Annotated in this window: 27 protein-coding genes and 1 pseudogene; 11 read left to right on the top strand and 17 right to left on the bottom strand. The window is 64.8% G+C overall.

Features of this window, described 5'->3' with window-relative positions:
• The first annotated feature begins 84 nt into the window (after positions 1 to 84).
• The 7 genes from AB4Y77_RS20520 (at position 85) to AB4Y77_RS20490 (ending at position 5,145) form a co-directional block, all read left to right on the top strand.
• On the top strand, positions 85 to 573 hold the full coding sequence (locus AB4Y77_RS20520) for an inorganic diphosphatase (RefSeq protein ID WP_024818962.1): 489 nt from the start codon (positions 85 to 87) through the stop codon (positions 571 to 573).
• 236 nt (positions 574 to 809) lie between these two features.
• Positions 810 to 1,790 carry a hypothetical protein gene (locus AB4Y77_RS20515; RefSeq protein WP_311212639.1) on the top strand — a complete coding sequence of 327 codons (981 nt, stop codon included), beginning with the start codon at positions 810 to 812 and terminating at the stop codon, positions 1,788 to 1,790.
• Entirely contained in the window at positions 1,787 to 2,590 is an 804-nt protein-coding gene (locus tag AB4Y77_RS20510; protein WP_311212638.1) for a hypothetical protein, read from the top strand. The genes AB4Y77_RS20515 and AB4Y77_RS20510 overlap by 4 nt, the downstream gene beginning before the upstream one ends.
• 46 nt (positions 2,591 to 2,636) lie before the next feature.
• Positions 2,637 to 3,272 (top strand): hypothetical protein, encoded by a 636-nt coding sequence (locus AB4Y77_RS20505; RefSeq protein ID WP_442015171.1) that lies wholly within the window; start codon positions 2,637 to 2,639, stop codon positions 3,270 to 3,272.
• Positions 3,244 to 3,894: a hypothetical protein gene (locus AB4Y77_RS20500; RefSeq protein WP_442015170.1), complete on the top strand. Its 651-nt coding sequence runs from the start codon at positions 3,244 to 3,246 to the stop codon at positions 3,892 to 3,894. Before AB4Y77_RS20505 ends, AB4Y77_RS20500 begins: the two co-directional genes overlap by 29 nt.
• 71 nt (positions 3,895 to 3,965) lie before the next feature.
• On the top strand, positions 3,966 to 4,565 hold the full coding sequence (locus AB4Y77_RS20495) for a hypothetical protein (protein WP_311212635.1): 600 nt from the start codon (positions 3,966 to 3,968) through the stop codon (positions 4,563 to 4,565).
• 91 nt (positions 4,566 to 4,656) lie between these two features.
• On the top strand, positions 4,657 to 5,145 hold the full coding sequence (locus tag AB4Y77_RS20490; protein WP_442015169.1) for a phage tail protein: 489 nt from the start codon (positions 4,657 to 4,659) through the stop codon (positions 5,143 to 5,145).
• A gap of 78 nt (positions 5,146 to 5,223) precedes the next feature.
• On the opposite strand, the gene AB4Y77_RS20485 is transcribed toward AB4Y77_RS20490, so the two are convergent.
• Genes AB4Y77_RS20485 through AB4Y77_RS20475 form a run of 3 tightly spaced genes read right to left on the bottom strand, consistent with a single transcriptional unit; the run spans position 5,224 to position 7,237 of the window.
• A complete protein-coding gene (locus AB4Y77_RS20485; protein WP_311212633.1) occupies positions 5,224 to 5,799 on the bottom strand; it encodes a DUF3618 domain-containing protein in 576 nt (191 codons plus the stop codon).
• Positions 5,796 to 6,227 carry a phage holin family protein gene (locus AB4Y77_RS20480; RefSeq protein WP_311212632.1) on the bottom strand — a complete coding sequence of 144 codons (432 nt, stop codon included), beginning with the start codon at positions 6,225 to 6,227 and terminating at the stop codon, positions 5,796 to 5,798. The genes AB4Y77_RS20485 and AB4Y77_RS20480 overlap by 4 nt, the downstream gene beginning before the upstream one ends.
• Positions 6,224 to 7,237 (bottom strand): hypothetical protein, encoded by a 1,014-nt coding sequence (locus AB4Y77_RS20475; protein WP_442015168.1) that lies wholly within the window; start codon positions 7,235 to 7,237, stop codon positions 6,224 to 6,226. Before AB4Y77_RS20475 ends, AB4Y77_RS20480 begins: the two co-directional genes overlap by 4 nt.
• A 184-nt stretch (positions 7,238 to 7,421) precedes the next feature.
• Here AB4Y77_RS20475 and AB4Y77_RS20470 point away from each other — a divergent pair, with 184 nt between their 5' ends.
• On the top strand, positions 7,422 to 8,504 hold the full coding sequence (locus tag AB4Y77_RS20470) for an FUSC family protein (protein ID WP_442015167.1): 1,083 nt from the start codon (positions 7,422 to 7,424) through the stop codon (positions 8,502 to 8,504).
• 3 nt (positions 8,505 to 8,507) lie between these two features.
• On the opposite strand, the gene AB4Y77_RS20465 is transcribed toward AB4Y77_RS20470, so the two are convergent.
• Positions 8,508 to 9,542, bottom strand: a complete 1,035-nt coding sequence (locus AB4Y77_RS20465; protein ID WP_442015166.1) for an NAD-dependent epimerase/dehydratase family protein — start codon at positions 9,540 to 9,542, stop codon at positions 8,508 to 8,510.
• Positions 9,543 to 9,551: 9 nt separating this feature from the next.
• Entirely contained in the window at positions 9,552 to 11,165 is a 1,614-nt protein-coding gene (gene rfaE2, locus AB4Y77_RS20460) for a D-glycero-beta-D-manno-heptose 1-phosphate adenylyltransferase (RefSeq protein WP_442015165.1), read from the bottom strand.
• 162 nt (positions 11,166 to 11,327) lie between these two features.
• Here rfaE2 and AB4Y77_RS20455 point away from each other — a divergent pair, with 162 nt between their 5' ends.
• Positions 11,328 to 12,503, top strand: a complete 1,176-nt coding sequence (locus tag AB4Y77_RS20455) for a glycosyltransferase family 9 protein (protein ID WP_442015164.1) — start codon at positions 11,328 to 11,330, stop codon at positions 12,501 to 12,503.
• Here the strand turns inward: AB4Y77_RS20455 and AB4Y77_RS20450 are convergent.
• From AB4Y77_RS20450 to AB4Y77_RS20420, 7 genes are read right to left on the bottom strand one after another with little or no spacing between them, the layout of a single operon-like run.
• Complete coding sequence (locus tag AB4Y77_RS20450; protein ID WP_442015163.1) at positions 12,469 to 13,164, bottom strand: SDR family oxidoreductase; 696 nt, start codon at positions 13,162 to 13,164, stop codon at positions 12,469 to 12,471. The two genes, AB4Y77_RS20455 and AB4Y77_RS20450, sit on opposite strands and share 35 nt — an antisense overlap.
• A 60-nt stretch (positions 13,165 to 13,224) precedes the next feature.
• On the bottom strand, positions 13,225 to 14,664 hold the full coding sequence (locus tag AB4Y77_RS20445) for a PfkB family carbohydrate kinase (RefSeq protein ID WP_442015162.1): 1,440 nt from the start codon (positions 14,662 to 14,664) through the stop codon (positions 13,225 to 13,227).
• On the bottom strand, positions 14,661 to 15,305 hold the full coding sequence (locus AB4Y77_RS20440; RefSeq protein WP_442015184.1) for a D-sedoheptulose-7-phosphate isomerase: 645 nt from the start codon (positions 15,303 to 15,305) through the stop codon (positions 14,661 to 14,663). Before AB4Y77_RS20440 ends, AB4Y77_RS20445 begins: the two co-directional genes overlap by 4 nt.
• A gap of 20 nt (positions 15,306 to 15,325) precedes the next feature.
• Positions 15,326 to 16,594, bottom strand: coding sequence for a glycosyltransferase (locus AB4Y77_RS20435; RefSeq protein WP_442015161.1), 1,269 nt, complete (start codon positions 16,592 to 16,594; stop codon positions 15,326 to 15,328).
• Positions 16,591 to 17,676 (bottom strand): glycosyltransferase, encoded by a 1,086-nt coding sequence (locus AB4Y77_RS20430; protein WP_442015160.1) that lies wholly within the window; start codon positions 17,674 to 17,676, stop codon positions 16,591 to 16,593. Before AB4Y77_RS20430 ends, AB4Y77_RS20435 begins: the two co-directional genes overlap by 4 nt.
• Positions 17,673 to 18,761, bottom strand: coding sequence for a glycosyltransferase family 9 protein (locus AB4Y77_RS20425; RefSeq protein WP_442015159.1), 1,089 nt, complete (start codon positions 18,759 to 18,761; stop codon positions 17,673 to 17,675). Before AB4Y77_RS20425 ends, AB4Y77_RS20430 begins: the two co-directional genes overlap by 4 nt.
• Entirely contained in the window at positions 18,758 to 19,312 is a 555-nt protein-coding gene (locus AB4Y77_RS20420; RefSeq protein WP_311212621.1) for a D-glycero-alpha-D-manno-heptose-1,7-bisphosphate 7-phosphatase, read from the bottom strand. The genes AB4Y77_RS20425 and AB4Y77_RS20420 overlap by 4 nt, the downstream gene beginning before the upstream one ends.
• 86 nt (positions 19,313 to 19,398) lie before the next feature.
• Here AB4Y77_RS20420 and AB4Y77_RS20415 point away from each other — a divergent pair, with 86 nt between their 5' ends.
• Positions 19,399 to 20,349, top strand: coding sequence for a glycosyltransferase family 9 protein (locus tag AB4Y77_RS20415; RefSeq protein ID WP_442015158.1), 951 nt, complete (start codon positions 19,399 to 19,401; stop codon positions 20,347 to 20,349).
• A gap of 22 nt (positions 20,350 to 20,371) precedes the next feature.
• On the opposite strand, the gene AB4Y77_RS20410 is transcribed toward AB4Y77_RS20415, so the two are convergent.
• A complete protein-coding gene (locus AB4Y77_RS20410) occupies positions 20,372 to 21,148 on the bottom strand; it encodes a sigma-70 family RNA polymerase sigma factor (RefSeq protein ID WP_442015157.1) in 777 nt (258 codons plus the stop codon).
• 139 nt (positions 21,149 to 21,287) lie between these two features.
• On the opposite strand from AB4Y77_RS20410, the gene AB4Y77_RS20405 reads away from it, so the two are divergent.
• Positions 21,288 to 22,025 (top strand): GAF and ANTAR domain-containing protein, encoded by a 738-nt coding sequence (locus tag AB4Y77_RS20405; protein ID WP_311212618.1) that lies wholly within the window; start codon positions 21,288 to 21,290, stop codon positions 22,023 to 22,025.
• A gap of 37 nt (positions 22,026 to 22,062) precedes the next feature.
• Here AB4Y77_RS20405 and AB4Y77_RS20400 read toward each other — a convergent pair whose 3' ends face one another.
• From AB4Y77_RS20400 to helR, 4 genes and pseudogenes are all read right to left on the bottom strand, one after another.
• Positions 22,063 to 22,458 carry a DUF1761 domain-containing protein gene (locus AB4Y77_RS20400; RefSeq protein ID WP_442015156.1) on the bottom strand — a complete coding sequence of 132 codons (396 nt, stop codon included), beginning with the start codon at positions 22,456 to 22,458 and terminating at the stop codon, positions 22,063 to 22,065.
• A gap of 77 nt (positions 22,459 to 22,535) precedes the next feature.
• Positions 22,536 to 23,390, bottom strand: a complete 855-nt coding sequence (locus AB4Y77_RS20395) for a DUF6597 domain-containing transcriptional factor (RefSeq protein WP_442015155.1) — start codon at positions 23,388 to 23,390, stop codon at positions 22,536 to 22,538.
• 39 nt (positions 23,391 to 23,429) lie between these two features.
• Complete coding sequence (locus AB4Y77_RS20390; protein WP_442015154.1) at positions 23,430 to 24,275, bottom strand: HAD family hydrolase; 846 nt, start codon at positions 24,273 to 24,275, stop codon at positions 23,430 to 23,432.
• Positions 24,276 to 24,406: 131 nt separating this feature from the next.
• Positions 24,407 to 26,596 (bottom strand): annotated as a pseudogene (gene helR / locus AB4Y77_RS20385) (RNA polymerase recycling motor ATPase HelR).
• Positions 26,597 to 26,753: the final 157 nt, after the last annotated feature.

The raw sequence follows: 26,753 nt of genomic DNA, 5'->3' as shown, positions 1-26,753 counted from the left end.
TGAGCAGCCTGCCTGAGGCACCGTCACCCGTGACGGCCGCTTCGGCGGAGCGACGCCCCACCCACACCCGTCAAGGAGCATTCCATGAAGCACGACGTGACCATCGAGATCCCCAAGGGATCGCGCGTCAAGTACGAAGTTGACCACGAAACCGGCCGTGTCCGCCTGGACCGCGTCCTGTTCACCTCCATGCAGTACCCCACGCACTACGGTTTCTTCGAGAACACCCTGGGCGAAGACGGCGATCCGCTGGACGCACTGGTGCTCCTGCAGGACTTCGACCTCCACCCGGGCGTCATTGTTGAATCCCGCCCCATCGGCGTCTTCAACATGACCGACGACGGCGGCGGAGATGCCAAGGTCCTCTGCGTCCCCGTTGACGCACGCTTCGACCACATCCAGGAAGTCAGCGACGTCAGCGAATTCCTGATCAAGGAAATCGAGCACTTCTTCACGCGCTACAAGGACCTGGAGCCCGGCAAGTGGGTCAAGGCCGAGGGCTGGGGCGACCGCGCCGCTGCCGAAGCCGAGCTGGAAGCCTCCATCAAGCGCTACGTTCCGGCAGCACACTAGTCCTCCCCCTACTGAGTCGCGGTTAAGCGCGTTTGACCGCTCAAAACGCGCACTGGTGCGACTCAGTTGGGTCCCGACGGCGGCTGGTACGGTTCCCCGCGAACCGCACCGGCCGCCGTCGTTCTTTAACGTCTTCTGCCCGCGTTGTGCACATGGGCATGTCTCCCCATCGCGGTAACCCACGGGTCCGCTTAGGCTGGGACGAGACTTTTCGATGCCTTACACAGGGGGTTCATATGGCTGGGTTCTACGGCGCGGACATCACGCAGCTTCGCAGTCTGGCCGGCGTGATGGGCAAAGCTGCCGACGCCATCAGCCTGCAAAGCACGCAGTTGTCCAATGCCATCAATTCCACAACAGCTTGGCAGGGCCGGGACGCAACGGTGTTCAAGGGCGATTGGAACTCCCAGCATCGGCAGAGCCTGGTCAAGGCCGCCAATATGCTGCGCGAGAATGCCAGCCAGCTCAAGAAGCACGCCAACCAGCAGGAGTTCGCCAGCCACAATGATGGTTCGGGCTCGTCGGTGGGTGTCCTCAAGGACGTCTATGACACCGCGATGGGCGTCAAGGGGTTGGCCGCCCCGTTGTGGACTGCCTACAAATACCTCAAGCTTGGCAATGCGGAATGGGTGAAGACCCGCGAGGTCCTGACCAACTGGCGGGCCGGCGGAACGGTTGTCCGCGACGCCATGACCGCGCTGCGGAACGGTGAGAAAGTCACTGACGTCCTCACCGACCTCAAAGCCAACATCCCTTACAGCCAGGCGTTCCAGGATGCCAGCAAGTTCTCCAAGGGCCTCCGCGTGGCCGGAGCGCTGGCGGCACCGCTGAACATCGTGGGCGGAATCAGCGACATGATCAACCCCCAGCACGATGGCTGGCGCGGCACTGGCGACCGCGTTGCCGGTGGCCTGTCCGTGGTGGGTGGCGTAGGCAGCATCATGCTCATGACAGCAGGCGGCGCGGCCCTGCTGGGGCCCATCGGCGCTCCGATCGTGATCGGTGCGGGCATCGTCGCCGGCGCTTGGGCGCTGGGCAACCTCGTAGCTGACAACTGGGACTCCATCAGCAACTTCGCACGCAACCCTGGCAGCTACATCGCCGATGGTGCCAAGGAGGTGGCGGGCTTCGCCAAGGACGTAGGCAGTAAGGTGGCAGACGGGGTCAGTGACGCCGCCAAGTCAGTCGGAAACTTTGTCGGAGGGATATTCGGATGACCACCAGCACCATGAAATGGACCCAGCGGGACATCGAGGCCGCAGCCAAAGTCCTGGCCTCGGCCAGCGCAGTAGGCGCGCCCTTGCCTACGCTGACCGATGAAGAAGTTGTAGCCCTGGACGGCGTTCAGCACGAACAGCTGGTGGCCCTGCCGTGGCTTTCGGCCCAGGACGCCAGCAAGGAACTGATGTGCGCCATCGCCTTGCGTGGCCTGCTCGCCAAGGAAATCGTGTATCCGGTGGTCTTCGAGGGCGAGACCGAACCGTCCCGCCTGCACGCCACGGAAGAAATCACCGGCGCCCTCACCCTGCGCCGCAGCGGCAGCAGCGTTGTCTCGGTGGAACGCACCGTGTCCACCGGCAAGCGTTGGCTCTACGGCTACCTTCATGACGAAGGTGTCCTGCTCGAGGAAGTGGACGAAAGCGGCTTGCACGGCTTCACCGTGGTCACCCGCGACCAACTGGTTCCGCGCCTGGCGGAATTCGTGGACCCCCAGCAGGCTGCCGCCCGCGACACCGAACCTGCCCTTTACACGGAAGCCCAGTTCGAGGCGCACGCCGCCACCGCCTTGGCCGACACCCAGGCCGCAAGCAACGTAGTGGCCTTCAACTCCACAACCAACGAATTCCCCACGGTCACCGTTTACACCGGCCCGTCCGGCGTCCACGTGCTCACCCCGCGCGTGGAGGGCTCGCCTGAATCCGGCCCGGAGCAGGCAGAATCCGTAACGTTCGAGCTGCAGGAAACCTCCGCGGCATCGTTGGCCCGCGTCCTGGGCGGACTCGCCGGGCTGGCCTGATTCTCTGCACCCAAGCCGCACACCGCCGTCGAGCTGAAAGTCCCTCATGAGCACTTCGAAGTCCATCACCCTCACTGGGATGCTTGACCCTGTCAACGGCCGCCCCGTTCGACGCCATCCTGACACCGGCGCGTACTTCGTCAAGGCTTCGGGCAGTGCCCACTTCTGGGGTCGTGTCCTGGATGCAGTCGTCTTCCTTGTGGGCTACGCGATCCTGGCGGCGGTTGCCGCGGTGATCCGTGAGTCCATGCTGAACAGCGGCTCGGCGCTGGGTTACAACGACGGTTTGTGGCTGACCCTCTACGTTGTCCTGTGGTTCGTGGGCCTGTTTGTCTACGGAATGATCTGGGGAACCGTGGGCAGCGTGGGCGACGCCGCTGCGGGCATGCGCTCGGTGCGGATCAAGAACGGCACGACGGCGGGCGCCTGGTTGGGTGGATGGCGCGCCATCTGCTGGTCCTTCTTTCCGTTCTTCGTGGTGATGCTCATCGCCTCCGCCGTCAGTGGTGGCGGAGACGACACCTGGGATCCGAAGTTCGCCGCTATCGATCGCCGCTCCGGCATTGCGCAGGGCCAGCCGCCCGTTCCGGACCCCAAGGTCGCTGCCGCCGAACAAGCCGCTGCGGCTGATCAGCAGAACCTGCCCAACCTCTATGGCCAGCGCCCGGATGCACGGCCGTAACTGGCTGGTCCGCCGTGTTGAGCGCAAGCTCGCCCCTGAACTGGGACAGCTCCGCTGTGTAGCGTCCTCCCGGCACATCTACTGGAAGGTCCTCATCCCTTGCCTCGTGGTGGGGTTCATTTTTGGGGCCATCGCAGAGTTTGTCAGCCCCATCCGGTCCACCCGGGAAGCCGGGCACTTCAACGATCCCGCGTTCTTTGTGCTGACCAGCATCCTGACGGGTCTGGTGCTGTGGTCCATGACGCTTCTGGGCAGCTTCCGGAAACTGCTGGTGTTCGACGGCGGAATGGTCGCCAAGTACACGCAGAAACAGACCCTCGTGGTGATTCCCTGGGCCGACATCACGCCCGGAACCATCAAAGCCGTGACCACGGCCGACGGCACTGATCCGGACCGCCGATTGGTGGCACGCCGGAAGATTTCCCTGGGAGCCGGAGGCCGGAGCGCCGTGGTTTTCCAGGCCCGCGACACGTTCTGGGTCTTCGCCTCGAACCAGGATCCCGCCCCGTTGGTCCTGGCCATCCACGGGGCCATGAATGATGCAGGAATACCCGGCGCCGCGCGGGCAGCGGCAGGTGCGCTGCCCGCCGTCGTACTTACCGGGCGGATGGCGCTGGACTGACCGGCCTGACTGAACAATGGGCGAAATTTGCCCTTGCAGACCGTCTACCAGCCGGTAGCATGTGATCCACTATGTTCACTCTCACCATCAACCAACGCGACAGCCGCCGCGACGGCGACCTTGTGCCGCAGCTGCTCAAGGACCTGCGGCACATTCCTGCGCGGCTCGACTTTGACCGCTCGGTTGAAGATGAGGTGCAGGGCATCGTCGAATCGGGCCACCAGGCCGTGGAGACTGCCCTGATCGCGCTCCGGTCCAGCCAGTGGTATGTAGGAATCGGCGTAGGACCCATCAATGAGCCGCTGCCCAACCTGGTGAAGGACGCGTCAGGCCACGGCTTGGTGTACGCGCGCCGGGCCGTCGACAGGCTGCGCAACGGCAAAGAGCGGATCCCCGTGGCCGTGGACGGACCATTGAGCGCGTTGGCTGCAGAGGCCGAGGCAGTCCTGCGGCTCCTTGGACATATCGTCCAACACCGCAGCGCAGCGGAATGGCGGGTCCTCGACCTGCTCACACCGGGGGTCCGAGGCCAGCAAAAGGCCGTGGCCCAGGAGCTGGGCATCACCACGCAGGCGGTCAGCAAGGCCCTGGCCCGTGCGCAGTGGTCCGAGGAACACGCCGCCCGGCCCGCCGCAGCCCGGCTTCTGCACCTGATCCTGGAAGTGCGCTGATAGGTTCATCACCGGCGGGGCCTTGGGCCGCGCTAGCATAGGTCCCACCACGTCTGACAGCGTTCAGCCGCGTGCCTGACCAGGAGGGCCTATGCCGTACACCGTTGACTTCGAGAATGTCTCTACCTTCGGTTTGGAATCGTCCCCCATGGCCGAGGCTGCCGCAGGATTGCGCGCCAACGAGGCCCGCTATTTCCGCAACAAGTACAAGCACGTCTTCACCGTGAGCCCGGCAGAAGAGCTTCCGGCAGTGGTGGATCGAGTGAGCCGGATCCTGCGCGAAGAACGCGACATCGTCATTGAGTCCCGCCCGCTGGAGGCCACGGCGTTCCAGGTTGAAGACCTCCACATGGCCTACGTCTTCTATGAGTCAGGACTGTCCGTCAACGTGATGTACAGCCTCGAGGACGGGAAAAGGGCAGTGGGGTTCAAGCTGTCCGACGGGATGGAGATCCCTGCCGAGTTGGAAGCAAAGTTCAAGTTTGCCCGGCAAAAATCAAAGCTCGCCGGAGTGATCCGGGGCTCCTACTTTGTCATCAAGGGTGAGTACCCTCCTACTCCTGCCCAGACGCAGGACTGACCCAACTGAGTCGCAGTTAACGCCGTTTTGAGGGCTCAAAAGGCATCTGCTGCGACTCAGTTGGGTCAGCGGGGGAACTTACTGGTTGCTGATGTTGTCCTTGGCTGTGCCGGCGCGGTCCTGGACATCAGCTGCCGCTGCCTGGCCTTCGTCCTTGACGTTGGCGGCGGCTTCCGTGGCGCTGTCCTTGACGTTCTGCATGGCGTCCTGGGCAGGCTCGCGCAGGTGCTCGGCGACTTCCTGGGCCGCGTGGCTCAGTTCGTCGGTCAGGGGCTGGGCCGCTTCCTTGACGGCTTGGGCGGCTTCGCGCTCCTTGTCCGAGGCCGGAAACAGCGAGGACACCAGCAAGCCTGCGCCGAACGCCATCAGACCGGCAGCGATCGGGCTGCCCTGGGCCTTCCGTGTGATCACCTGCGGGGCATCGCCGATGTCCGAAGCAATTCCCGAAACGGCATCCTGTGCATGGTGGGCTGCGTTTCCGGCCCTGTCCTGCACGTCGTCACGGGCGCCGAAGACTGCCGTCTTGATCTTGTCTACCCTGCGATTGACGATGTGCGACGGCGTGACTTTGTCCGCTACAGCGTCCACGTTGGTGCTGAGCCGCCTGCGGGTTTCTTCGATATCGGCGCGCAGTGCGTCGGGGTTCTGCGTCATCGTGTCTCCTCAGTATTTGGTTTCAGAGCGGGGGGTATTTCCTTGACGGTCTCAGCGGTCCGCGGCATGCCCTTGATGGCGTTCAGCTCCTTGCGGCCAATCGTGGCCAGGATCGCCGCGATGATTCCCCAGATGACCGCAACAATCACTGCGGACCAGCCGAGGCCGACCAGCTGCCCCAAAGCCCACCAGAGTGCGATGGAGAGGAACAGCACGGTGATATGGCCGGCCCATGCGGCCCCGGCCAGCATTCCGGCCCCCTTGCCGGCCTTGGTGGCGGACTCTTTGAGTTCCACCTTGGCCAGTTCCACTTCCTGGCGCATCAACGTGGACACATCACGCGTCAGGTCGCTCAGGAGCTCACCAAGGGGAAGGGTCTCCGCCTTCACGTGGGCTTCTGTGGGCGGCAGATCGGTGGGACTGCTCATCGGTGACCTCCATACTGGGGGTCGTCCGGATCAAGGGGGCTCTCCGGGTCAATCGGTCCTGCCAACGGATCACCCTGGGCCTTGACCCCACCTGCGTCGACTTCGGGGTAAGGGAGCGTGGATCCGTCGTACCCACCGGTGGTTCCGGCGTCATAGCCCGTAGCTGCGCCTCCTGCAGCTACCCCGGTGGTGGTGGCCGAACCATATCCTGCAGTGGTTGCCGTCGGTCCAGGGAGGTCCACTGCTGGAGGTGTTACCGCGCCGCCCTGAGTTGGGTAGTAAACGGCACGGGGCGTCTCCGTGGTGGCCGGCGTGCCGCTTGCGGAGGCTTCGTCGGAGGCGTTGCCTGCCATGCCTCGGCCGAGGCGACCGGCGAGGACACCGGCTCCAGCTGCCAGCAGGAGGAAGGCTCCGGGCTTACGACGTGCGAAACCCTTGACTTCATCCAGCAGCGAGCCGGGATCGCGGCCTTCCAACCACTGGGCAACGGCGGAGGAGCGTTGTGCTGCCTGCTGGACCAGATCCGTAGCGACGCCACCGTTTTGGCTCGAATTTGCCATGGTGGACAGTTCATCGGAGATGGAACGCAAGCCTTCGGCAACACGCTGCTGCTGGACCTGGGCTTGGTCAGTCAGTTCACCCTTGGTCTGCGTCAACAGTTGGCGGGCATTGACTTTGACTTCGTGGGCCACGTGTCCGGCCTCGGACTTGGCGGTGTCCACGACTCCGCCGGCGGCGTCGCTGACGGCGCCTGCCACTCCCGCAGCTTCCTCCTTGGCAGCATCCACCTTGCCGGACGTGCCAGAAGTGCCGGACGTGCCTGAAGTGCCGGAATAGTCGGAACCGGTTCCCGAGCCAGCGGGGGTTCCACTGATTCCCGTGGTTCCAGCAGTTTGGGTCTCAACGTCGGCCGAGTCCAAGTAGTTTCCCGTGAACGGTTCGGTGCCTGCATGGGCACCGGTGTTTGGCGCCGCGAAGCTTCCGTCCTGCGGCGATTTGCTCTCAGTCATTATCGCTCTCTTTCCACAGTTGGCAGGCTGCGGACAGCAGCCGGGATAGTAAGTATCGTTACTATCAATGGGTGTGTACCCGCTTGCTGCGGTTCTAATCACCCCATCGAACGAATTGATGTCCCTGCTCACGTTCTGCACTTTCCGCTCGACAGCCGGGACCATACCTGCGAATGTTGGGGTGATGAGCCAACTGCCCACGAGGCGACGGCTGATTCCCGCGCTTCGAAAAACTGTCACCCGCCACCGACTCCTGTTTGCTGCCAAAACGGCCGTTGCAGCAGGCCTCGCTTGGTACCTCGCTCCCTTCATGCCCGGCCCTGCAGCTGCGTATCCGTACTATGCGCCGCTGGGCGCCTTGGTCAGCATGCACCCCACCGTGGCCGACTCCGCCAAACATGGGCTCCAGAGCCTGGTGGGGCTGGTATTGGGCATCGGCATGGCCTTCGCCATCACCACTGTCGCCGCTCCTACTGCCCTGGCTGTTGCCGTGGTGGTGGGTCTTGGCGTGCTCATCGGCGGCCTTCCCCGGCTTGGCACTGCGTCCGAATGGATTCCCATGGCGGCGTTGTTCGTCCTGGTGCTGGGCGACTCCAACGCGGAGGGGTTCTCCTTCGCCTACGTCCTCCAAATGGCCTTGGGCGTCACCGTTGGATTCGCGGTGAACTGGCTGATCTTCCCGCCCCTGCACCTGGACGACATCGATCCCGCCATCGCCGGACACCAAGGCGCTTTGTCCCGCCAACTCAAGGACATGGCCAAGGCCATGGAAGAGTCCTGGCCGCCCAACCACGAGGCCTGGGCCAGCCGCAGCGACGAACTCTCGCTCACAGCAGCCGCCGTGCGGACTGCGGTGCACCAAGCTGAACTGAGCGCCAAAGCGAACCCCAGGTCCCGTCGTCGTGCAACCCGCCTGCCCAGCGACCTCGCCGGGCTGCGAACCCTTGAACGGCTCACATTCCACGTCCAGGACATCACCGACGTCCTGGCCAGCGCCATTTGGGAGGAGGGCGCGGGGACGGTCATCCCGGACGCCGTGGTGGCCCCGGTCTCGGAAGCCCTGGAATCCGTGGCGGCCGTAGTGGACCACTGGCGGGACGCCGAGAATGGTGAGCTGGCCAACCGATTGGCGCGCGCCAAGGACAGCATCGGCGCCCTCAGCGACGCCGTGGCCGAGGCCGCCGCTGACCAATCCCCTGTGAACGCTCCGGCCTCGGTGGCCATGAGCCTGCGACGGATCCTGACCGTGGTGTTGTCCTCCGAATAACGGCTAGCGCGGTTCCAGCGGAGGCGAGCCCTTCCGGCCCTTTCCTGCACCGATCCCGTCCAGCATTTCCGCCAGGGACTCCAGCGAGGAGTGCTTGGGAGACCAGCCCAACAGAGCGTGCGCCCGGGCCGTATCCATGATGGGGGCGTTGGCCGCCATGTCCACCCATCCGCCGTCGGTCACCTGCAGCCGGAGCCTCCAACTGACCTCGACGACGGCGCGGAGCACCGGCAGCGGAAACGGCATGACCCGCCGGGCGTTGAGAATCCACGCCAAGGCGTTGGGGTCGATGACCGGCTCGGCGGCGATGTTGAAAGCACCTTCCGCCTTGCGCTCCAGCACTCGCCAGTAGGCATCAGCGACGTCGGCCGTGTGGGCGGCTTGGAACACCATCTCCTTGGGGATGGGGAGGAACGGCAGCCAAGGCTTACGCGGAACCAGCCGGGGCAGAACCCGGCCCAGGAAGTAGCGGCCAACCTCGCTGCCGCCACCGGCACTGAACATCAGCGCCGGACGGAGCCGTGCCACCACTACGTCCGGGTTCTCCTTGGCAAAACCGTCCAGGAGCCTTTCCTGCGCTGCCTTGTCAGCGCTGTAATGCGAGCTGCTGATCCCGTCTGTGGGCCAGTCTTCCTTGGTCCGTTGGTCTTTGGGTGCAGGCGAATACGCGCCCACGGACGATGCGCACACGACGTGTCCAACTCCGGCGTTGCGCGCGGCTGCCAGCACGTGGGCAGTCCCGGCCACGTTGGTCCGACGAAGCATCTCCCGGTTGTGGTTCGGTTGGATGAGCCAGGCCAGATGAACCACGGCATCCGCTCCTGCCAAAGCTGCTTCCAGCGCGGGCTGATCCCCGGCGGCGCTGATGTCCAAGGTGTGCCACTCCACACCGTGATAGGGAGCTGCGTCCGGATCCGGTTGCCGGCGGACGACACCCACGAGTTCCAGGTCCGCGCCTTCTTCAGACCGTGCTTTCTGGAGCCGCTTCAGCAGTTCCGTGCCGCCGTGCCCTGTTGCACCGATGATCACAATACGCATGATGATTCCTTAGGCCTGCGGGGTTTCGCCCGTGGAACGGATGCGTTCCAGGACTGCTGTGGTGGAGTGCTCCGGCACGTAATCCAGGATTGTCACGATGCCGCCGTACCGCTCCACGGCTTCGGTTTCCTGCAGCATTTCCGGCGTATAGTCGCCGCCTTTGGCATAAACGTCCGGCCGCAGGAGTTCGATGAGCGGTATGGGCGTAGGGGTCTCGAACACGGTGACATGGTCCACGCAGCTCAGTGCGGCGATGACTGCTGCGCGGTCGGCCTCGTGGTTGACCGGCCGGTCCGGACCTTTGAGCTTTCGCACGGACGAATCGCTGTTCAGCGCCACCACCAACACGTCGCCCAACTGCTTGGCCTGGTTGAGGTAGCGGGTGTGGCCGCGGTGAAGGACATCGAAGCACCCATTGGTCAGCACAATCCGCTTACCCTCCCGGCGATGCTCCTCCACCTGCCTCGCCAACTCCGCGTCCGTTAGTGCTGTATCAGCGAACCCTTGGAGGTGTTTGGCCAGCTCGTCAGTGGTGCAGACGGAAGTACCTGGCCGGTGCACCACGACATCGGCCGCGGCTTGGGCCAGATCCACGCTGGTGGTCAGCGGCAGTCCGGCCGCCCGGGCAATGGTCAAAGCCGCCACGAACGTATCGCCGGCGCCAGAAGCCTGCTTTTCTGCTTGCGGCCGCGCCCATGTCCGGTGGGTGGCCGGCTTTGGGGAATCGCCGGTGGGCCGGATGGTCAGGGTCCCCTCCCGGTCCAACGTCACGACGACGGCGGCCGCACCTGAGGTGCGGAGGAGCTGGTCCGCGTGGGCTTCCACGAAGGGGCACCTGGCAGCACCCCCGGGAAACTCTGTCCCCAACAGCCTGGCCGCTTCCTGCGCATTTGGTGTGGCGAGGTCAGGCTGGAGGCTTGCCCAGCGTCCCGGATAATGGGCATCCACCACCACTAGGGTGTCCTGCCGGGCAGTGGCAGCTCCGGCTTCCGCGGGATCCGTCGTGTGGCTCCGAGGACCCAAGTGCTCAAAAATTGCGTCCCGCACCTCACCTTCCATTGCCCCTGCCCCGTAGTCGCAGAGCACTACAGCTGACGAGCCGCGGAGTGCTTCGGGGATGGCTGCGGCCACCTGTCGGAGGCCAACTGCGGGGACCTCGTCCGCGGCGTCGTCCAGGCGCAGCATCACCTGCCCGCCACTGCTCACACGGAATTTGGTGGTGGTGGTCATGTCCGCATGGGACACGACATGCGAGACGTCCACTCCTGCGGACTTGAGCTGCTCAAGGAGCGTGCGGCCTCCTGAGTCCTCTCCCACGATTGACACGAAACGAACGTTCGCCCCCATCGCGGCGAGGTTCATCGCAGTATTTGCCGCACCTCCGGGAGCGAAGTCACGGCGTTGGACCTGAACCACAGGCGCCGGGGCTTCACGGCAGAACCGCTCAATGGTGCCATCCCACCAGCCGTCGAGGATCGAGTCGCCGATGACCGTTACAACAGGACGGGACTCAGCCAAACGGCCTGGCAACCAGTCAGCCAGGCCCTCTTGATTCGCCAGGCCCTTTTGATTTACCTTGCCGTCTTGATTGGGCCGACCCTCTTGATTGGATAGGCGTGCCATGGGGTACCTTCCGATTGGGGCTTACAGTTTCCTGTTCCCCTCAGGTACCCCGAGCCGCGGGCTTCACACGCCGGACCAGGGAGATTCCGCCCGGGAGTTTCTGCTCGGAATCGAAGTGCCCGGAGAACCAGCCCGCCGTCTTGCCCGCGAAAGGAATCATCCATGGAGAAACCGCTGACGATTCCAAGCCCCGGGGTGGGTCCAGTCCTGGAGAAGTTCAGCGACGTCAAGCGGATTGCGGTCCTCAGGGGCGGTGGCCTGGGCGACCTGATGTACCTCTACCCGGCCCTTCACGCCGTGAAGAACGCGTACCCCGACGCCACCATCACGCTTCTGGGCACGCCGATCCACGCGGCAGTGGTGGCTGCGGCGGAAGGTCCGGTTGACGCCGTCGAGATGCTGCCCGTGGCACGCGGCGTCCACGACGGTCCCCGCAACGGCGAGCGCTTTGAGGACGATGCTGAGGACCTCGCGGCGCAGGAGGCGTTCTTCGACGCGATGCGGTCCAGGAAATTCGATGTTGCGTTTCAAATGCACGGTGGCGGACGATTTTCCAACCCGTTCCTGCTTCGTCTAGGTGCGCGGCACACCGTGGGCACACGCACCAAGGACGCGGAGCCGTTGGAGCGGAACCTTGATTACGTCTACTACCAGAATGAACCGGACCGCTGGCTGGAGGTTGCGGGTCTCGCCGGAGCTCCGGGCATCTTCTCCCCTCCCTTGTGCCCCAGGCCTGAGCATCGGCAGAACATGGCGGGATTGCGGGATCCGCAGCGAACATCGCTGGTAGTGGTCCACCCGGGTGCCACCGATCCCCGGAGGCGATGGCCGGCGTCGTATTTTGCTGAAGCCGCGGCGGGATTGGCGCGGGAAGGCGCCCAGGTGCTGATCGTGGGCGACCACACCGAGAAGGCGTTGGCGCAGGAAGTAGCGGACGCGGCGGTTCGCCAACTTCCTGGGGGTGGCAGGAACGCCGTCCGGTCCGTGGCCGGCGAGCTGGACATTGGAGATTTGGCTGCGCTGCTGTGGGAGGCAACGGTGATGCTCGCCAGCGACAGCGGTCCCCGGCACTTGGCACAGGCGTTGGGGACACCCACGGTGGGGATCTTCTGGGTGGGAAACGTGCTCAATGCGGGGCCTCGTGGCAGGAGTCTGCACCGCGTCCGGATGTCGTGGGCTACGGAGTGCCCCACATGCGGAGCTGACATCACCCAGGTGGGATGGACCGCGCCGTACTGCGGCCACGACGACACCCTCATCAGGGGCATCGCCGTGGCCGACGTTGTTCAGGACGTGCTGGACCTTACGGCCACGAGCCTTCTTCTGCGGGGCAGATAAGGAGTTCGCGGACCTCGCTGCCGAACGGCTGGGAGAGGGCGAACACCACTGCTTGCGCCACGTTGGCGGGATCGTTGAGCTTGGAGTCGTCCTGCGGCTTGTATTGTTCGTCGCGGTCGTCAAAGAAGTGGGTCTTCATGCCACCGGGGATTATGGTGGTGACGCCGATGACTCCCCCGGTTTCGGCGGCCAAGGCACGGCTGAAGCCAATGACACCGAACTTCGAGGCGCAGTACGCCGTGGCATCCGGCAGCGCCCGAAGTCCCAGCGTGGAGGCGATGGTGACGGCCCGTCCGCGGGATCCCTTCAGGTACGGCAACGCCGCACGGACCACGGAAACCGTGCCCAGGAGGTTCACTCCAATGACCTTTTCCCATTCTTCCGCCGGGACGTCCCCCAACTTGCCGCAGCGATCAATGCCGGCGGCAGTGACCACTCCGTCCAGGCCGCCCATAGTTTCGGCAGCCTCCTTGACGGCAGCTTCCACTGCTTCACGGTTGGAGACATCTACTTCCAGTGCTTTGGCCCCGGTCACGTTGCTGACATCGCGGTCGAAGACGAAGGGCGTGCCCCCGGCGTCGCGGATGGCCTCCACGATCGCAGCGCCAAGGCCGGAGCCGCCTCCAGTGACGATGACGCGACCAGGTGTTTGCGTGTTCATGCGGTTCCTCTCGGTTGATCGTGCTTGGTTGATCGTGCTCGGTTGGCTTGGGTGACGTTGTCAGCTGACTTTGGCCAGTGCTGCAGCCAGGCCGCTGGTGGAGCGTGCCGGATGGAAGGGCACAGTGACGCAGCGCCCTCCCCAACCTGCCACCAAGCGGGCTTCCGGCAATTCTTCGGGGGTGTAGTCGCCTCCCTTGACCCAGATATCGGGCCGTATTTCCGTGAGGCAGGCCTCGGGGGTGTCCTCGTCGAAGACCATCACGGCGTCAACGCATTCGAGAGCCAGCAACAACTCCGCGCGGTCCTCCGCGCTGACGATTGGCCGGTGCGCGCCCTTGATCCGCCTGACCGATTCATCGGAATTCAGGCACACGATCAGGCAATCACCCATGCTGCGCGCGGCAGCCAAGGTGCGGGCGTGGCCGGCATGGAGAAGGTCGAAGCAGCCGCCGGTTGCCACCACCGTGCCGCCCCTGGACCGCACGGCCCGAGCCAGTTGGACGCCGTCCGGGTCAAGGTCGCCGGCGCCCACCAGTTCCAGGCCCTTCAGTTCGACGACGGGACCGGGTTCGACGACGGGACTCACCTCAGGCGCTTCATCCGATGCCGCCGCTTCGGTCACCACCGTCAGCGATGCCGCTCCGCCCGCTGCCAGGAATGCGGACGCATCCTCCACTGCCCGCGCGGCGGCCTGCTCGAGGTCCAACCCAAGCCCCAAGTGCACGGCAAGGCTGCCGGCCAGTCGGTCGCCGGCTCCGCAGGGGTCACTGACATTGGTTCTGGGGGCGGGGATACCCAGCGCCGCACCAGCTGACAGCAAGAGCGCCCCGGCTTCGCCTGTGGTCACCAGAACCGCACCACTTCCCCACTTTTCGAGGAGGTACCGGCCTGCTTCTTCGGCACCTGTGGGCGATTCGATCCCGGCGGTTTTCGCCGCCGCCATGGCCTCGGCAAGGTTCGGCGTCACGACGGCGACCCCCGCCACCGGCTCGGAACCGGCAGGATGCGGGTCCCACACCACGGGGACGCGACGTACGGCCAGGGCGAGCGCTGCACGGATCTCCGTGTTGGCGGTGATTCCCCGGCCGTAGTCGGCCACCACAATGGCCTCTGCCGACGCGATGGCTGCAAGCATCTCCCCCGTGCTGGCGGGAACAGGGGCCTGGGCGCACCCTTGGTCGAACCTGACCATGGGATGAGCACCGATCCTCACCCGCGTCTTGGTGGGCGTTGGGGCGAGCGGGACGCCGGCGAGCACCGAGACACCGGACAGTGCGCGCCTGAGGTGGCTGGCGCCGTCGTCGTTGGACAGGGCGGTGACCAGCGAAACGCTGTGGCCGTCCTGCGCGAGCACGGTAGCCACCAGTCCAGCGCCACCAGCACGACGCCGGACGTCGGCGACGTCCACCACGGGCACCGGCGCGTCGGGGCTGAGCCGGGTGGCGGTCCCGTTGATGTCGACGTCCAGGAGGACGTCGCCTACCACTGTGATCCTCATGGCTGCCGCGCTCCGAAGGAGTATGGGCCCGAGCCTGCCCGCTTGGCGACCTCGGCATCAAAGGCCCGGCACACGGCATGGATGGCGATGAGATGGCCTTCCTGCGCATTTGCAGAGAGGGCGTCAACGGTGATGGCTTGATCGCAGGAGTCGGCCAGCGGGTTGGGCCCGGCGCCGGTGAGTGCCCACGTGGTGATGCCGCGTTCCTTGGCTGAACGGACGGCTTTGAGCAGGTTGGGGCTGCGTCCGCTGGTGGAGAGCAGGAGGAGGACATCGCCCGAACGGCCATGGGCCCTGACCTGGCGGGCGAAGACTTCCTCATAGCCGTAGTCGTTGGAGAGCGCCGTGACAGCTGAGGACTCGGCGTGGAGGGAGATGGCGGAGAAGGGGGCGCGTTCGTCATCGAACCTGCCCACGAGCTCGGCCGTCAGGTGCTGCGCCTCAGCCGCCGAACCGCCGTTGCCGGCCGCCAGCAGGCGTTGCCCGGCCAGCAGCCGCTTGGCCAGCTCCGTTCCCCACTCGGCTAATAGCCCCGACTGCGAGCGCAGCGACTCCAGCGCGGGCAGGACGTTGTCCAGGTGTTTGGTGACCTCGGCGTGGTGGGTGGAATTACTGGTGTCCGGGGCCCAACGGCTCGGCAACGTGTCAGGGACTTTGATGTTCACTGTGCCGTTCCTTCCAGTGGTTCCAACCCTTCGTCGGCTTGCCGCGACAGCCCGGCAGCCAGGACGGATCGGTAGGCTTTCTCGGTGTCCGCTGCGATCCGTTCCCACGAGTAGCGGGAGCGTGCCCGGAGTGCTCCGGCGCGACCCATGTCCGCCCGCAAGTCCGGATCGCCCAACAGCTTTCCGAGCGCCCCGGCCAGGGCTTCGGGATCACGTGGCGGGACGTGCAGCCCGGTTTTTTGGTCCACCACCGTTTCCCGCAGGCCGCCCACGGCTGCCGCCACCACCGGGACGCCGCACGCCATGGCTTCAAGGGGCACAATGCCGAACGGCTCGTACCAGGGTGCACAGACTACGGCGTCCRCACTCCGGAAGATGCCGGGCATGGCGTCGCGGGGAACTTGGCCCCGCATGGTCACCTTGTCCTCGACGCCCAGCTCTTTCGTCAGGGAGTGGAGCCGTTGGGCCTCCGGGTCTTCCTCGAGGGTCAGCGCGTCACCGGAACCGCCGACAATCAAGAGTTCGACGTCGTTGAAGCCCGCCTCCGCCAGAAGGGGCAGGGCCTGGATGATCAGGTCCACGCCCTTGCGTTGCACAAGGCGTCCCACGCTCAGGATCCGATGCGTGCGGGACCTGGATTCGGCGTCGGACGTTCCCGGGAACAGCGTGAAGTCCACGCCACAGGGGGCAATGGAAATTTTGGATTGGCTGATGCCCAGGGCCTTGAGCTCAAAGACCTCGTCCGGGCACGTGGCGATGACCCAGTCCGCAGCGCGCCCAACCCAGGGTTCCAGCCATTCCCTGCCGGGCGGACTGGTGTCGGCAGCGCCTTGGTGGCGGCGTTTCACCGAGCCAAGGGCATGGAAGGTCTGCACCACGGGAACGGGATCGGCTGCCCCAGTCCGTCGTGACGCTTGGACTGCAGCGAGTCCGGACATCCAGAAGTGGGCGTGGACGACGTCGGGGATCTGGTCTCCCCAGTCGGCGCAGATCCCGTCGGCCAGCTCCCCCATGTAGGGCAGGAGTTCGTCCTTGGGGATGTGCCTGGGCGGGCCGGCGTCAACGTGAACCACGGTGAGTCCCGGCCCAACCTGCACCTTTGCGGGGAGTTGGGGGTCGTCCCGCCGCGTGTACACCGTGACCTGATGGCCGCGATCTGCCAGGGCTGATGAAAGTGCCGCCACGTGGACGTTCTGTCCTCCGGCGTCAACGCCTCCCAAGACGGCCAGCGGACTGGCGTGTTCGGAGACCATGGAGATTTTCATGGGTGCGTCCTCTCTATGTCATGGCTGCCGTTTGTGTCTTGGCTGGCCTTGTGGTCCTGGCGGGTGAAAGCCGGTCCGGATTGCGGATGGGCTCCCCGGCGCATGCCCTGGGGGAGTTCGGCCAGGAGTTCGTCCCAGGCCCGAAGGAACTTGTTCAGCCCATAGCGTTGCAGCGCGGCCTCGCGGGCCCTCATGCCCATGGCGTAGGCGTCGTCGGGGTCGTCCAGTAGCCGCCTGGCGAACTTTTGGAGCTCGTCGACGTCGTTGGAGACCAAGCCTGCCCCGTGCGGAATGGCGCGGCTCGCCTCAGTGGTGGCCAGAGCCAGGACGGGCATGCCAAGGTGCATGGCTTCCAGCAATGCCAAGCCCAGCGAGGTCCAGCGGAGTGGGTGGAGGTAGAGGCGGCAGCGGGCCAGCTCTTGGTGGAGTTGGGGCGCCTGCACGTCGCCGGCGATATGCAGCCGGACCTCGCTCAGCCCGTAGCCCTTGAGATTCAGTGCTCCGGGCAGCGCTTCCGTGCCCATACCGAAGACCCGCAGCGGCCCCACCCCGGCGAACCCGGGCAGAAGATCGGTTCCCGTGACGCGGCCACGCCGGACGGGTTCGTTGACAACCACCCCCATCTCTTCCTGTTCGCCGGTGTACAGGTGCCCGGGGTCGGGGATGCCGTGCTCGATCACGGTGGTGGTTGCCGTCCCCGTGTCCCAGAAGAGCTGGTTGAAATGGGTCACATGGACCACCGGGATGGTGCTCTGGTCCGCCAACGGGTGCAACGTAAACGGGACGTCGCCCTTGGGGGTGTTGTGCTCCAGGTAGACGGCGGGCAGGTCAATGCCCGGGCGGCGGCCCAGGGAACGGGCCACTGCCGCGATCTCCTCGGGCCTCTGCAGGACAACTGCGTCAACGGCGTCAGGGTCCAACGTCTCCAGGTCCACTTCCTGCGCGGCGGCAGGCCACTGACGGCCGCCGCGCCCCAAACCCCACGCGCCGCCGTCGGACGATGCCGGCAACAAGTACTCATGCTGGCCACGGACGAATGCCTCCGTCCATCCGCCGTGGACATGCCACACCAGGATCCTCATGGCTTCCAAACCTTTCGTCGGGTGGACAGGGAGGACACGCCCCCCAGGAGCCTTTCAACAGCTTCGACAACCTGCTCCGGGGTTACCGAGCTCAGACAGGGATGGCCGGGAACCGGGCAGAGGCGGGCCCGGGAGTTCTTGCAGTGCGCCTCCTGGTCTCCCAGCAGTTCCAGCGGAACGCCGTAGGGCGCCCATCGGATGGCCGGAACCACCGGGGCGAACAGGCACACCACGGGCGTTCCCACCGCTGCCGCCAGATGGGCGGGGCCGGTATTGCCGGTGACCACGACGGCGGCCCCCGCCAGTACCGCTGCAAGCGTTCGGAGGTTCGTTCCGCCGCCGAGGTTCCGGGCAGAGGGGCCGGCCACTGTTGCTGTCAGTGAGGTTTCGCCCGGGCCGCCCGTGACCACCACCCGGTGGCCATACGCCTCCAGGAGTTCCACGGTTGCTGCGTGGTGCAACGCGGGCCAGGCCCTTGCCGGGGCAGCGGATCCGGGGTGGACCACAATGTACGGTCCTTCATCGGCCAGTTGCTCGGCTACCCCTTCCGGATCCGGGCCGGTGGTGATGCGCAGCTTTCCGTCGTCGCCGTTGGGCAGCTCGTAGCCGCCGGCCCCCGCGATGGTGAGCGCCCGGACCACTTCCGGCTGGTCCTCCGGAAAGTCTTCCCCCGGCTTGAGCCGGACATCCAGCAGGGAGCCTGCGTAGTCCGTGGAAGCACCTGTGATCTTTTCGACGCCGGCCAGGCGAAGGAGCATCGCCAGCGGAAGAGGAGACTGATGGAAAGAGGTGAGGATCACCGCTTCCTGAATCCGGGAACTGCGGACAAAGTCGATCAGTCCGCGGGTCATCTCTTCGGTGACAGGGGGCGCCGGGTTCACTATCCACGGGCAGGCCCACGTGTGCACTTGGGTCACTCCGGGAAGCATCTCCGCCGCGCTGGATCCCTCGGGGCCGCAGAGCAGCACCACATCATTGGGACGGCTGCCGTCGGACCGGCTCCCATTGGCCACGGCGCGCAAGGCTGGTCCTGACAGGAGGACGTCTCCCATGCTGTCCAAGCGGGCTACCAGAACGCGGCTCATACAGGGGCATCCTGTTCGTCCAGGGCCCCGGAGAGCAGGAGCTCCACGGCATGGCCCAGGTCCTGGGCCACGACGGCGGCAGCCTCGATCTCCTCACGCCGGGTGATGTCCGTTGGTACCAACACGGCCCTGGCACCGGCGGCAGCAGCGGCCTCCATGTCGGCACCAATGTCCCCAATGAAGGCAACCTGCCCCGGAGTGATACCCAAAGTGCTGCACGCTCCCAAGATCATTCCAGGCTCAGGTTTGCGGCAAACGCAGCCGTCCTCCGGTCCGTGCGGGCACACTTCCCACACGTCGAACGGACCCAGCATCTGCTCCACCCGTTGGTTGACGGAGTGCATTTGCTCCAGCGTCAGCAGCCCACGCGCCACGCCCGACTGGTTGGTCACCACACCGGTGGCCAGTCCAGCCCGGCGAACTTTTTCGAGGGCAGACAAGGCACCGTCCATGGGCCGCACCAGCTGCGGATCGCCGTTGTAGGGCACGTCAACAACCAGTGTTCCATCGCGGTCAAACAGGACCGCCTTCAACGTTCCGGTTCCTCCCATACCCGCAACGTTCCCCAGTTCTCCGAACGCTAAACAGTGAAACGGTGAGAAGTTCGGTGCCGCTAGACTCCTAGCGGGAGGCCACCATGACCACAGCTGAACACACCGATCAACCCCTGTTGCTTGCCCTGCGCGCGCTAAAGCTCGGCGATCTCCTGGTCGCAGTTCCGGCGCTCCGTGGCCTGCACAGGGCCTTTCCCGAACACCGGATCCTGTACGCGGCGCCGGCATGGATTGCCGGCGCCCTGGAGCTGGTGGGTGGCATCCATCACCTGCCCACTCCTGGGCTGGATGATCCTTTGACCGTCCCCCGGGCAACCGTGGACATTGCGGTCAACCTGCACGGAAATGGCCCTGAGAGCCGGCGTCGGATCGAGGAGTTGCAGGCCAACAGGGTGGTTGCGCATGCTTCCGCTGACGCTGACGGCCCTGAGTGGATCACCGGGATCCCCGAACGCGAGCGCTGGACCCGGCTGCTGAACTGGCACGGCATCGACGCCGATCCGCTGGACTACCGGTTGAACCGTCCAGCTGTTCGGTCGCCGCGGCCGGGTGCCACCGTGATCCACGTGGGCGCGGCTTATGGCAGCAGGTTGTGGCCCGTTGAGCGGTTCGCGGACGTCGCCGTCCAGCTCGCTGCGGCGGGGCATGAGGTTGTCCTCACGGGAGGCACCTCCGAGCGCGCCCGGGCGGAGGAGACTGCCGCTTTGGCGAAGCTCAAAGGAGCAACCCTCGACGACGGCCTGCTGGCCGGGCGGCAGGGACTCGCCGAATTCGCGGCAACCATCGCCGATGCCCGGCTGGTGGTCTCGGCCGACACCGGCGCGGCACATCTGGCATCCGCCTACGGACGTCCGTCGGTGGTGCTGTTCGGACCGGCGCCCGTCGAAGAGTGGGGTCCGCCGCCGGGACCGCACGTGGTGCTCACCGCCGTCGAACTCCGCCGCGGTGACGTGTTCGCTGCCGATCCGGATCCGGCCCTTCTGGCCGTCAGCGTCCGGGACGTTATGGACGCAGTGGAGCGGTTGGGCTGCTAGCTGGGTCTTTGCCGCTCCCTTCTCAGGGAGCCGTCCCGTCCTGAAGATGGGCTTCTTCGTCCAACAACTGCGTTTGGAGTGACACCAGGATTTTGGACAGCTTGCGCGATACCTGCATTTGCGACATGCCCAGGGCCTCGGCGATGGTGGACTGCGTCTCCTCGCGGTAATAGCGCCGGTACAGGAGGTGTCGGTCCTCCGGGCTCAGTCCCCGGATGGCGTTGCGCAGGGCCAGCACGTCCTCGAGCCGGTCAGTGGGACAGCCGAAAGCTGACAGGGTGCCTTGAAGGCCGTCCCGACCATCGGATGCCGGGGCGTCCAGGGAATCCGGGCGCTTGCTGGTTCCGGCCATCAGCGCCTCGCGTACCTGGCATGGCTCCAGACTCAGATCCTCGGCTACTTCCTCCGGGGAGGGCGTCCGCTGCAGGGTTTGGGTCAATTCCTCCGTCCGCGCCAGCACCTGGCGCCGGACGTCCTGGATGGTCCGCGGCGGACGGACAACCCAGCAATGGTCGCGGAGATATCGTTTGACCTCCCCGGCGATGGTGGGTGCGGCGTAGGCAGGGAAACTGACGCCCTTGGACTCGTCGTAACCGCGTGCGGCTTTGATGAGGCCCATATACGCCACTTGCCTGACGTCGTCGAGGTCGTGGGTGTGCGCTGAGTATCTTGCGGCGATGGACTTGGCCAGATTGAGGTGGTCCAGGACCAGGCTGTCCTGGAAGCTCTGCCGAATGCTCCCCTCAGGTTTACCTGCGGACGTCATGTTGCGGAGGCCAAGTTGTTGGGTCTGTCCCATGGGGCTTCAATCCTCTGACCGGCTGAATGTGAGCCCACGGCAAGACTCCTTAAAAAGAGAAGCACACTTACTATTAGCTTTCAACGGGTACCGGGAGTTAGTCTCGAAAGGTAGCCAAATCCACGGATCGGAGATCCACATGGAAGACCCACAAGTCGCCGAGACAACCGTGCTGGCCGATGTCCAGGACTTGCTGCTGAGCACGCCTGACGTCGAGGCGTTCCTTGAGGAGTTGGCCCGGCACTCGGCCAGTATGTTCAGCAATCCTGACCACGAGGTCTACTGCGGCATCACCCTCATGCGTCACCGGACAGCCGGCACCGTAGCCAGCAGCAGCGAACGAGCAAGGCAACTGGACGAGGTCCAATACGCGTTTGCCGACGGGCCTTGCCTCCACGCCTGCCGCGAAGGCGCCCAGGTCCACGTCCTTGACTTCGAAAAAGACAACACCTGGCCCGACTACAACGAGGCCATCACCGGCCATGGGCTTCGCTCCGTGCTGGCGGTACCCTTCCCGCTTCCGGACGACACTTCCCGGGCAGGCCTCAACCTGTATTCCGACCGCCCCAATGCCTTCGACCAAGCGGCCGTACAGCGCGCCAACGACTACGTTGAGCAGGCCTCAAAAGGTCTCCAACTGGCTGTTTTGATTGCCCAGCACAGCCAAACCGCCGCCAACCTGCGCGCCGCCATGGAGTCGCGGACCGTGATCGACATCGCCACCGGCATCATCATCGCCCAAAACCGCTGCACCCAGGAGGAGGCAATCGAGCTCATCAAAAAAGCCTCAAGCAACCGGAACGTCAAGCTGCGGGTGGTTGCCCAGGCCATTGTGGAGTCGGCCGGCGGAGGGCCGGTCCATACAGTGTTCAAGTAGGTCTCTTCCGGTACCGGAGGTCCGACACCGGGGGCGTTCAGCCCTGCATCGCGCCGATGATGGCGCCCATGGCCGTGAAAGTCACCACGTTGTAGCTGCCGTTGATGGCGAAAAGTGTCAGGCTTCGGCGCTCGAACAGGTAATTCACGCCCAGCGCTGTTGCTACCCATCCCAAGCCTGCGGCCAGCCCGGCAAAGGTTCCGAACGCGAACCCACCCCGGCCGATGAACGCTGCCAGGAAAACGGCCATCACCACGGCCAGAAGGAACGAGCCCACAAAGACGCGGGCCGTTCCGGATTTGAGCTGCTCATCACTGACGCCCGCTGCTTTCTGCCACGGTTTGGCGAACAGCAGCGAATACCAGAGCCCACCCACGACGAACGTGGCCAACGCGGCCAGCAGCACAGCGAGCCAATTGATCTGAACGTCCATCAGTGTCCTCTCCAAGGTGACTTCCTGAATGGACAGTACGCCCGGTCAAGCCCGCGGTCTTGTAAAAACCCCGCAGGCTACCCGACGACTTCCTCCAGCGGGACAAACGTGGCGTACTCCGCGCCGTAGCTCTGCACCACCTGAAGGTACTCAGTGGGCGTGAAACCACTGAAGCGCCGGAAGGAACGGATCAGATGGGGCTGGTCGTAGTAGTCGGCCAGGTGAAGGAGTTCCCGGCCCGGGATTGAGCCCATGGGCAGGGCCGCCGCCTGGTTGACGAGCCTGTTGAACCGGCAGACGTCCGAATACGCCTTGGCTGTGGTTCCACAGTCCCGCATCATGATGCGCTCCAGTGTGGACGCGCTGATTCCCAATTCCGCAGCCAACACGCCGATTTCAACATCGCCCTTGGCCAGAGTTTCCACAGCTTGCCTTGTCCGGGGGTCGACCGTGTACCCCGGCCTGAGCTGAGCTTCCAGGAAAGTTGCCAGGGCAGTGAAGGCCTGTTCAGGCCTTGCACTGATCAGCTGGGTGCGGAGTTCCGAAAAGCCCGGAAAAATGCTTTCAGCGTCCACCACCCGGTTCTGGAATTCCGACGGCGGCCGGTTGGTGAACGCTGCCAGGCCATAGGGAGTCAGGCGGGCACCAACGTTGAAGAGCTGATTCGGGTTTTCACTGATGACATAACTGCGTTGCAGTCCCGCGTAGAAGCCCGTGGAAACTTCGGTTCCACCGGCTTCCGACAGGGTCGCGGCTGTTCCACCCTCAGGCGGGGTGATCAACCGGTATGGGTCAGACAGATTCAGAATCAGGTGCGCCGAAGGTCCGGGGAGGATCTTCTCGTAACGGGCTTGCGGCTGGGCACGGACAAACCACAACTGGGTAACGAACGGCTGCAGTCCGGGCGGCGCGGGGCACTCTTCGTAGAACACAGCCCCAGTCTAGGCATCCCGCCGACCGTTAGTGCGCAGTTACAGGAGGCCGCGCAAAACCTGCGCCGCGCCGTCGTCGAGCACTGAAGCGGTGACCTCATCCGCGACGGCGATTACCTCGTCGGGCGCCTGGCCCATGGCAACGCCGCGGCCGGCCCACGTGAGCATTTCGATGTCGTTGCGGCCATCGCCCACGGCAACCGTGTTGGCCTGGTCCGTTCCGAGCTTGTGGCGCAGAACCTCCAAGGCGCTGGCCTTGGTGACGCCCTCGGCAGCGATGTCCAGCCAGGCAGTCCATCCCACCGAGTACGTCACGCCGGAAAGTCCGATGTGCCTGATGGCCTCATTGAACTCGTCCGAAGTGTTCTCGCTGCTGAAGACCACTACGCGGACTGCCGTGGCATCCAGCATGGTCTGGAAGTCGACGCCGATGGACTCAACACCGAAACTGGCGTCCTGGAAGCGCTCGGTAGAGAGGAAGTTTCCGTCCTCGTCCTCCAGCGCGTATTTGGCGTTGGGCAGCCGTTCCCGCAGGGCCTTCAGAGCCGGAGCGGGATCGAAAGTTGCCTTGTGGATGATCTCGTAACCCTTGTCCAGCGAGGGATCCAGTCGAAGTGTCACGCCGCCATTGCAGCAGACCGCGTAGCCTCGCTCGAGGCCGATCTTCTGGATGATGGGAAGCGTCGCGTTGAGCGAGCGACCCGTAGCGATCATGACGTCGTGGCCGCTTGCGACCACAGCCTGGGCGGCGGAGCGAACTCCCTCCGACATGTGGCCATCGTGGTCCACGAGTGTGCCGTCCACGTCCAATGCGACCATGTACTTGTTGGTGTTATTTGGCTGGTCATCGATGCCAGCAACTGGAGTATCAGTCAAAATAGTCATGCTTACAGTAGAGCAGACACCCCCGACACTGAACTAGGACCGGCGCCACAGCTGTGGATTAACGGAGTGTGAATAGTCATTCTGTGGCGCCTGATCAGTGGCCCGGTTAGGTGCTGGCCGTTGATGGCCGATCACTTGGGACTCTCGAGGATCACGAGTTGCCGGGTGGCCCTCGTCATGGCCACGTAGCGGTCTACGGCGCCTTCAATACCCTGGCCGAAGCCCTCCGGATCGATGAGGACCACGAGGTCGAACTCCAGGCCCTTTGCCAGCTCAGGAGTGAGCCGGCTGACGCGGACACGGTTGGCCGCAGCCGTGGTCATGGCGTCCGGCAGGCCCACGACGCAGGCCGTTCCCTCCGGGTTTTCAGCAAGCCAGGAGTCCAGGACCGGCTGTAGTTCCCGCACTGTTCCGTGGCGCACTGGAAGGCCGGCGCTGCGGACCGAAGTAGGCACGTTGGCATCCGGGAGTGCCTGGCGGATAACCGGCTCAGCTTCGGCCATGACCTCCTCCGGTGTGCGGTAGTTGATGCTGAGACTGGCCACGTTGACGGCGCCCAGGCCAACACGTTCCAGACGTTCTTCCCATGATTCCGTGAACCCGTGCCTGGCTTGGGCCCGGTCCCCCACCACCGTGAAACTCCGCGAGGGGCATCGCAGCAACAACATCCTCCACTCTGCGTCAGTCAGCTCCTGGGCTTCATCCACCACGATGTGCGCGAACGGTCCCGCAAGAACATCGGGATCGGCTGACTCCAAGGCGCCCCCCCTCCACGAGCTTGTCCCGCATGTCGTCACCGCGCAGCATGAACATCTCCAGGTTTTCGGAGTCGTCAGCGGCTATCAGATCATCCACCACCTGGCCCATGAGCTCCCGCTCAACGGCCAGTGCTGCGTTCCGGGCCCTTCTGCGTCGTGAGGCCTCAGGGTCGCCCAAGCGTTGGCGGGCTGCGTCCAAAAGCGGCAGATCCGCCGTCGTCCATGCTTCCGGGTCTTGACGCCGCAGCCTCGCCCTTTCATCGGGCTGCAGCCATGGCGCACACAACTTCAGATAAGCCGGCACCCGCCACAAGTCCTCCACCAACGCCGAGTAATCCAAGAGGGGCCACGCCTTGGTGAATGCTGCCCTTAGCTCCGCGTTACGGCTAAGCGCTCGGCGAAGCAAGCTTTCGGGAATGTCATGCTGGTCCAGCTTGTCCACGAGGATGGTGAGCAGTGCCTCCCACACCTCATCGCGGGCCTCGTTGTGCGGGGTGCCGGGTTCCGCGGCATCAAACGCCTCGGCCCAGTCCTCGCTGCTGACCCAGACGTCGGCGTAGGGCGTCTCAACCTCCTGCCTTCAGCCGGCGGTGCCTCGTAGAACTTCACCGCGGACTCAATCGCTTTCACCATCTCCACGGACGACTTCATCCGGGCAACTTCGGGATCACTTTCGACGACGGCCGTGGCACCTTCCGGGACCAGGTCCCCCAGTGTGCACGTCTGCACCCCTTCTTCACCCAAGCTCGGAAGGACATCGGCGACATAGGTGAGGTAGGGCTGGTGCGGGCCGATGAACAGGACATCGCTCCTTCGATGGTTACCGCGATGACTCAGGCGGGGATCCGAGTAGAGCAGGTATGCCGTGCGGTGCAAGGCGACCACGGTCTTACCGGTGCCGGGGCCGCCGTCAACGACCAAGGCACCGCGGGAGCCGGCGCGGATGATCTGGTCCTGGTCAGCTTGGATGGTCCCCAGCACGTCCCGCATCCGAAGCGAGCGGCTGCTGCCCAAACTGGCGATGAAGGCGGATTGGTCATCCAGGGCAACATTGCTTTCCAAGCCGTCAGCAGTGAATACTTCGTCCCAATAATCGCTGATTCGCCCCCTCGTCCAACGGTAGCGGCGGCGGCTTACCAAGCCCATCGGGGTTGCGTGTGTTGCCCCGAAGAAGGGCTCGGCGGCCGGCGAGCGCCAATCGACCAGGAGCCGGCGTCCGTTGCTGTCGGTCAAGCCCAGCCTGCCAACATAAAGGGGCTCCGCGCTTTCCGCGGTGACCATCCTGCCCAAGCAAAGGTCCAGACCGAAGCGCCTCAGAGCCCTCAGTCGCGCAGTGATTCGGTGGATTTCCTGGTCCCGGTCCAAGGCCGCCTGGCCCCGGCCGCCGGGCTGCTTTCGCGTGGCATCAAGCCGTGCTGACAACTCCGCGATTTGTTCCGTCAGGCTGGTGGCGATGGCTTCGAACTGCTGCTCGTCGGTGCTGATCAGCTTCGGATCGGCCTTGCGCGCAAGGTGCTCAGACAATACGAAAGCACTGGTTCTTGCTGGGCTGATTTCGGGCATGGCACGACTCCCTTTCCTCTGGGTGATGGGGTTCGTGGATCAATTGTTCGGCACGTGGGGGGCCTTGCCGCAAGCCCCGGGGTGCGTTATAAATTGAGTATGGAAGGGATCATTCCCTTCCTTTTTCGTGCCCTTTCCGCCCTTGTTCGAAATCCCC

Source organism: Paenarthrobacter sp. YAF11_1 (assembly GCF_052113445.1).
In the GTDB taxonomy this organism is placed as follows: domain Bacteria; phylum Actinomycetota; class Actinomycetes; order Actinomycetales; family Micrococcaceae; genus Arthrobacter.
This window is presented reverse-complemented; position numbering and strand designations above follow the sequence as displayed.

Coding starts and splice junctions, on each gene's coding strand:
- AB4Y77_RS20455 (WP_442015164.1), top strand. CDS start 11,328: ATGGAGAAACCGCTGACGATTCCAAGCCCCGGGGTGGGTCCAGTCCTG.
- AB4Y77_RS20500 (WP_442015170.1), top strand. CDS start 3,244: ATGGCCAGCGCCCGGATGCACGGCCGTAACTGGCTGGTCCGCCGTGTT.
- AB4Y77_RS20520 (WP_024818962.1), top strand. CDS start 85: ATGAAGCACGACGTGACCATCGAGATCCCCAAGGGATCGCGCGTCAAG.
- AB4Y77_RS20495 (WP_311212635.1), top strand. CDS start 3,966: ATGTTCACTCTCACCATCAACCAACGCGACAGCCGCCGCGACGGCGAC.
- AB4Y77_RS20400 (WP_442015156.1), bottom strand. CDS start 22,458: ATGGACGTTCAGATCAATTGGCTCGCTGTGCTGCTGGCCGCGTTGGCC.
- AB4Y77_RS20465 (WP_442015166.1), bottom strand. CDS start 9,542: ATGCGTATTGTGATCATCGGTGCAACAGGGCACGGCGGCACGGAACTG.
- AB4Y77_RS20450 (WP_442015163.1), bottom strand. CDS start 13,164: ATGAACACGCAAACACCTGGTCGCGTCATCGTCACTGGAGGCGGCTCC.
- AB4Y77_RS20430 (WP_442015160.1), bottom strand. CDS start 17,676: ATGAGGATCCTGGTGTGGCATGTCCACGGCGGATGGACGGAGGCATTC.
- AB4Y77_RS20505 (WP_442015171.1), top strand. CDS start 2,637: ATGAGCACTTCGAAGTCCATCACCCTCACTGGGATGCTTGACCCTGTC.
- AB4Y77_RS20490 (WP_442015169.1), top strand. CDS start 4,657: ATGCCGTACACCGTTGACTTCGAGAATGTCTCTACCTTCGGTTTGGAA.
- AB4Y77_RS20390 (WP_442015154.1), bottom strand. CDS start 24,275: ATGACTATTTTGACTGATACTCCAGTTGCTGGCATCGATGACCAGCCA.
- AB4Y77_RS20425 (WP_442015159.1), bottom strand. CDS start 18,761: ATGAGCCGCGTTCTGGTAGCCCGCTTGGACAGCATGGGAGACGTCCTC.
- AB4Y77_RS20445 (WP_442015162.1), bottom strand. CDS start 14,664: ATGAGGATCACAGTGGTAGGCGACGTCCTCCTGGACGTCGACATCAAC.
- AB4Y77_RS20470 (WP_442015167.1), top strand. CDS start 7,422: ATGAGCCAACTGCCCACGAGGCGACGGCTGATTCCCGCGCTTCGAAAA.
- rfaE2 (WP_442015165.1), bottom strand. CDS start 11,165: ATGGCACGCCTATCCAATCAAGAGGGTCGGCCCAATCAAGACGGCAAG.
- AB4Y77_RS20410 (WP_442015157.1), bottom strand. CDS start 21,148: ATGGGACAGACCCAACAACTTGGCCTCCGCAACATGACGTCCGCAGGT.
- AB4Y77_RS20475 (WP_442015168.1), bottom strand. CDS start 7,237: ATGACTGAGAGCAAATCGCCGCAGGACGGAAGCTTCGCGGCGCCAAAC.
- AB4Y77_RS20405 (WP_311212618.1), top strand. CDS start 21,288: ATGGAAGACCCACAAGTCGCCGAGACAACCGTGCTGGCCGATGTCCAG.
- AB4Y77_RS20515 (WP_311212639.1), top strand. CDS start 810: ATGGCTGGGTTCTACGGCGCGGACATCACGCAGCTTCGCAGTCTGGCC.
- AB4Y77_RS20420 (WP_311212621.1), bottom strand. CDS start 19,312: ATGGGAGGAACCGGAACGTTGAAGGCGGTCCTGTTTGACCGCGATGGA.
- AB4Y77_RS20510 (WP_311212638.1), top strand. CDS start 1,787: ATGACCACCAGCACCATGAAATGGACCCAGCGGGACATCGAGGCCGCA.
- AB4Y77_RS20485 (WP_311212633.1), bottom strand. CDS start 5,799: ATGACGCAGAACCCCGACGCACTGCGCGCCGATATCGAAGAAACCCGC.
- AB4Y77_RS20480 (WP_311212632.1), bottom strand. CDS start 6,227: ATGAGCAGTCCCACCGATCTGCCGCCCACAGAAGCCCACGTGAAGGCG.
- AB4Y77_RS20415 (WP_442015158.1), top strand. CDS start 19,399: ATGACCACAGCTGAACACACCGATCAACCCCTGTTGCTTGCCCTGCGC.